General features: G+C 70.4%; 5 protein-coding genes. 2 read left to right on the top strand and 3 right to left on the bottom strand.

The window, feature by feature from the left end; translation table 11 throughout:
- On the top strand, nucleotides 1-876 hold an 876-nt coding region (gene egtD, locus I53_RS11620), incomplete at its 5' end, for an L-histidine N(alpha)-methyltransferase (RefSeq protein ID WP_043350757.1).
- 21 nt (nucleotides 877-897) lie between these two features.
- Nucleotides 898-1,962, top strand: coding sequence for an adenylate/guanylate cyclase domain-containing protein (locus I53_RS11615; RefSeq protein WP_043350754.1), 1,065 nt, complete (start codon nucleotides 898-900; stop codon nucleotides 1,960-1,962).
- A 51-nt stretch (nucleotides 1,963-2,013) separates the two neighbouring features.
- Here I53_RS11615 and I53_RS11610 read toward each other — a convergent pair whose 3' ends face one another.
- The 3 genes from I53_RS11610 to I53_RS11600 form a co-directional block, all read right to left on the bottom strand.
- Nucleotides 2,014-3,312, bottom strand: a complete 1,299-nt coding sequence (locus tag I53_RS11610) for an FAD-dependent oxidoreductase (protein ID WP_043350751.1) — start codon at nucleotides 3,310-3,312, stop codon at nucleotides 2,014-2,016.
- A gap of 61 nt (nucleotides 3,313-3,373) precedes the next feature.
- A complete protein-coding gene (locus I53_RS11605) occupies nucleotides 3,374-3,658 on the bottom strand; it encodes a hypothetical protein (protein ID WP_043350748.1) in 285 nt (94 codons plus the stop codon).
- A 91-nt stretch (nucleotides 3,659-3,749) separates the two neighbouring features.
- The coding region (locus I53_RS11600) for an AAA family ATPase (RefSeq protein ID WP_043350745.1) at nucleotides 3,750-4,827 on the bottom strand (1,078 nt) is incomplete at its 5' end.

The following is a 4,827-nucleotide window of genomic DNA, read 5'->3' as shown; positions in this document are numbered from 1 at the left end:
CCCAGAGGCGCTCTCGCCGAATATTTCTACGACGCGGCCGGATCCGCTCTGTTCGAAGAGATCACCCAGCTTCCGGAATATTATCCGACCCGTACGGAGATCGGCATCCTGGAGGCCAGCGGCCCGGAGATGGCGACGCTGCTGCCCGCGCATGCGGCGCTGGTCGAGTTCGGCAGCGGCTCGACCGTCAAGCTCCGTCGCCTGCTCGGCCATCTCGACACGCTCGCGGCCTATGTGCCCGTGGACGTCTCGGGCGAGTTCCTGCGGGCGCAGGCCGAGGGGCTCCGGGACGACTTTCCGCATCTGCGGGTCGAACCGGTGGTCGCTGACTTCACCCAGGACTTCAACCTGCCGGACAGTCTCGACGGCCTCCCGCGGGCCGGCTTCTTCCCGGGCTCGACCATCGGCAATTTCGATCCGCACGAGGCCGAGGGTTTGCTGCACCGCTTCGGACGGATCCTCGGCCCGGGCGCCCACATGATCGTCGGCGTCGACCTCGTGAAGGATGCCGCGGTTCTGGAGAATGCCTACGACGACGCCCAGGGCGTCACGGCGGCCTTCAACCTCAACCTCCTGACGCGGATCAACCGGGAACTCGCGGGCCGCTTCGAGCCGGACGCGTTCAGCCACCGGGCGGTGTTCAACCCCAACGCCTCGCGGATCGAGATGCACCTCGTGGCCCGTGACGCGCAGGCCGTGCGGGTCGGCAGCGACACCTTCGCCTTTGCGGCAGGCGAGACGATCCACACGGAAAGCAGCTACAAGTACACAGTGGCCACGTTCCGCGCCCTCACCGAGCGGGCCGGCTGGACATGGCTGAAGGTCTGGACGGATCAGGACCAGCTCTTCTCGGTCCACGCCCTCCGGCTGGACTGAGGACAAGGCCGGGGCCGCCCCATGCGTATCGGGCCGCCCTGGTTCCTTCTGGTGGCGCCTGGATTGGGGGCGCTCGCGGGACTGCTCTACGGGACGCTCTTCGACGTCGGTCCCCTGACCGGCGCGGCGATCCGCGGCGCGATCATCGGCACGCCGATCCTGCTCTACGAGCGCAGGCTGCTGGCCCCGCGCCTGCGCGACCGCATCCGCGCCCTCGCGACGCCGCTGTTCCTGATCGCCACGGTGGCCCTCTATATCGGGCTGATCGTGATCGGGAATGCGGTCGCCAGCACCGTTCTGAACAAGCTGTTCCGCTTCATGTACAGCGCGCGGAACGCGATGCTGATGACCGATACGGGCCTCCTCTACGCGCTCGGCATCTCGGCCCTCGTGGTGTTCGTGTTCCGCGTCCGCGACCTGATCGGTCCCGGCGTGTTCGCCAACCTGCTGATCGGGCGCTATCACCGGCCGATCAGCGAGGAGCGCATCTTCCTGTTCCTCGACGTGACGGGCTCGACGCACTTCGCCGATCGCTACGGCGACCGGGAGGCCCAGGCCTATCTCGGCCAAGTGTTCAACGCCCTGGCGCTGCCGGTGTCGCGCGCCCGCGGCTCCATCGACGATTACATCGGCGATCTGGCGCTGGTGACCTGGCCGCTGGACCGGGGGTTGCGCGATGCGGCCTGCCTGCGCTGCGTCTTCGACTTCGAGGCGCGTCTGGCCGCGGAGGCCGCAAGCTGGCGCAGCCGCTTCGGCCAAGTCCCGCAATTCCGCGCCGCCCTGCATTGCGGCCCGGTGGTCACCGCCGAGATCGGGCTGGAGCGGCACAAGATCGCGTATTTCGGCGACGTCGTGAACACGACCGCGCGGCTCGAGGCCCTGTCGAAGACCCTCGGGGTGCACGTGCTGGTTTCCGCCGATCTCCTCGACCGGATCGGAGAACTGCCCGACGACCTGATTGCGGACGATCTCGGTGCCCATGCCCTGCGGGGGCGCGCCGAACCCCTCGCTGTGGCGGCGATCCGGCGACGGTCCTCACGCGCGGCACCGGTCGTGCCGCTTTCGAGCCGCGCCGCGACGGGCTGAGGCCGGGCGGTCCCGTCCGGCCTCCAGGGCAGAGACGGCGCGCGCGCCCTCTCAGGTCGACAGCGCCTTCAGAACGTCGCGGGCGGCGCGCGCGCCGTCCAGCGTGGCCCCGCCCACCGTCATGGCCCCGCCGCCGGCCAGCGCCTCTCCGGCGAAGAACACGCGTCCCCCCACCGGGTCACGCAGGCGGTCCCGGGCCTCCGCGTGGCCGGGGGCGACGATCGCGTACGATCCGAGGGCGTACGGATCCGTCCACCAGCCGGCGAGCCGCCCCGCCACGACCGCGTCCCGGGCGTCCGCGCCGAGGATCGCGACCAAGCGCTCTGTGGCCAGCGCCACGGCCGCCGCCTCGCCAGCGCGGCACAGGTCGCGGGCGAGATCGCCCCCGAGATTGGCCACCGTCAGGGACCGGCCGAACGGCTTCATCTCGAAGTAGATCGTCGGTCCGCCCTTTGCCAGCGACACCGCATCACCCACGGTCGCCGGATCGAGCTTCGCCGGGTCGAGGCGCAAGCCGATCTTTGTGTAGGCGCCCATGCGCAATCCATCGAGAGCCGCCTGCGTGCTGGCCGGCAGGGCTGGGGTGAAGGCCACGCGACCGGCCTTCAGCACGCCCACAGGCACCGTCACGATCACCGCGGCTGCGGTGAGGGTGCCACACCCCGTCTCGATGCGGACGTCCTGTCCGGACCAGTCGATCGCGTGAACCGGGCAGCCGAGCCGCACCGGCAGGTCGGCGAAATGGTGCGCCACCAGGGCGCCGTAGCCGTCGACCCAGAGGTCTGTGCCGGACCAGAGCCGGTCGTAATCCACGGCCGAGACGCGCTCGGGATCCTCGCCGAGCGAGAGCCGGCTGAGACCGGCGGCGGCCTGCACGGCCATCGGGCCGCCGATTCCGGCCGCTTCCGCCAACGAGATGTCGGTCGCCTTCGGAACGAGGAGCGCGTCGAGCCCCGAGAAGCCGGCACGCCGGTTCGCCATCTCGGCTTCGGTGGCGGGGCGACCGTCGATCACGAGCTTGCGCGCCCAGCCTTCCTCGCCGGCGAAGCGGGCCTTGGCGGCCCGGGCGATGGGCGCCCAGGGATTGCGCTCGGCCCAGTGGATATACTCGGCGCCGGCATCGAACGGATACGCCGCACCGAGCGCCGTGTCGGTGAAGGCGCGCCCGCCGATCCGGTCCCGTGCCTCGACCAGGATGAAGCTACGTCCGGCGCTCCGCAGCGCCGATGCCGCCGCCAGCCCCGCCGCCCCGGCACCGACGATGACCACCGGGCCGGTGCGGGCCCAGGCGCGCAGTGCCGGGGCCGCTACGAGGGCGGAGGTGAGGACTGTGCGTCGGGTCGGTCTCATGGCGCACCCGCTCGGAGTCATCCAGGCTCCAGTCCACGGCGCGCGGACCGAAAGCGGTGCGCTAGCCGCGCGCGCCCGGGCTGCCCGAGCGCTTCTCCATCATGGCCTTGACCTGCATCAGCTGGTCCCAGACCTGGCCGGGCGATGTGCCGAAGAAGTCGAAACCGGCGCTGATGCCCAGGTAGATGCCTACGCAGATCAGCGGCACGAGCACCCAGGCAAGCACCTCCTCGCCGCGCCGACGCCGCTGACGACGCCGCCGCCGCTCCTCGCGCCGGGTCAGCTTCTTGGGGGGCGCCGGCTGCGCGACGGGGGACAGGGGTCCCTCGTGCAGGTTGTCTGTCATCGGGCGCCTCCTCGCCGCGGCGCTTTCGCGTCGCGGCGGTCATAGACCGGCGGCCCCTAGTCCGGAAGGCCGCCAGCCGGCATGCACACCATTAGGCGCGCACGAGTGGCACCTTCGGCACGGTCCGGACGCCGCCGCCCGAGCTGCCGCCGCCGCCCTTGTTGTCCTTCGGCGTCTTCTTGCGCGCCGCGGCGCGGGGCTTGGCCCGCTTGTGGCGCTTGGCGGCGTTGGTCACGTCCTTCTCGGGCTTGGGCGTGACGGGGCCGGCCGGGAAATCGAAGCCCAGGCTGTCCTTGGCGCCCGACTTGGCCTCGACATCCTCCGGCTTGCGCACGACCACGCGGACCGCACCGCCATCCTTCAGCCTGCCGAACAGAACCTCGTCGGCGAGGGGCGTCTTGATGGTCGACTGGATCAGCCGGGCCATCGGGCGGGCGCCCATCGCGTCGTCGTAGCCATGCTCCACCAGCCAGTCGCGGGCCTCGTCCGAGAGCTCGATCGTGACGTTGCGGTCGGCGAGCTGCGCCTCGAGCTGGAGGACGAACTTGTCGACCACCTTGGCCACCACCTCCTTCGGCAGGTGGCCGAACGAGATGATCGCGTCGAGGCGGTTGCGGAATTCCGGCGCGAACAGCCGGTTGATCGCCTCCACGTCGTCGCCGGAACGCTTCGACTGGGTGAAGCCGTAGGCCGCCTTCGCCAGATCCGAGGCACCCGCATTCGACGTCATGATGATGATGACGTTGCGGAAATCGACCTGCTTGCCGTTGTGGTCGGTGAGCTTCCCGTGGTCCATGACCTGCAACAGGATGTTGAACAGGTCCGGGTGGGCCTTCTCGATCTCGTCGAGGAGGAGCACGCAGTGCGGGTGCTGGTCGATCCCGTCGGTGAGCAGGCCGCCCTGGTCGAAGCCCACGTAGCCGGGGGGCGCGCCGATCAGGCGGCTCACCGTGTGGCGCTCCATGTATTCCGACATGTCGAAGCGCAGCATCTCGACGCCCAGCGACGCGGCAAGCTGCTTGGCGGCCTCGGTCTTGCCGACGCCGGTCGGTCCCGCGAACAGGTACGAGCCGATCGGCTTGTCCGGGTCGCGCAGCCCGGCCCGGGCCAGCTTGATCGCCGAGGTCAGGGCCTCGATGGCGTTCGGCTGGCCGTAGACCACGCGCTCA

It is taken from the genome of Methylobacterium sp. B1 (assembly GCF_000333255.1).
Taxonomy (GTDB): Bacteria; Pseudomonadota; Alphaproteobacteria; order Rhizobiales; family Beijerinckiaceae; genus Methylobacterium; species Methylobacterium fujisawaense.
Note: the sequence above shows the minus strand (reverse complement) of the source record. Positions and strands in the feature narration are given on the sequence as shown.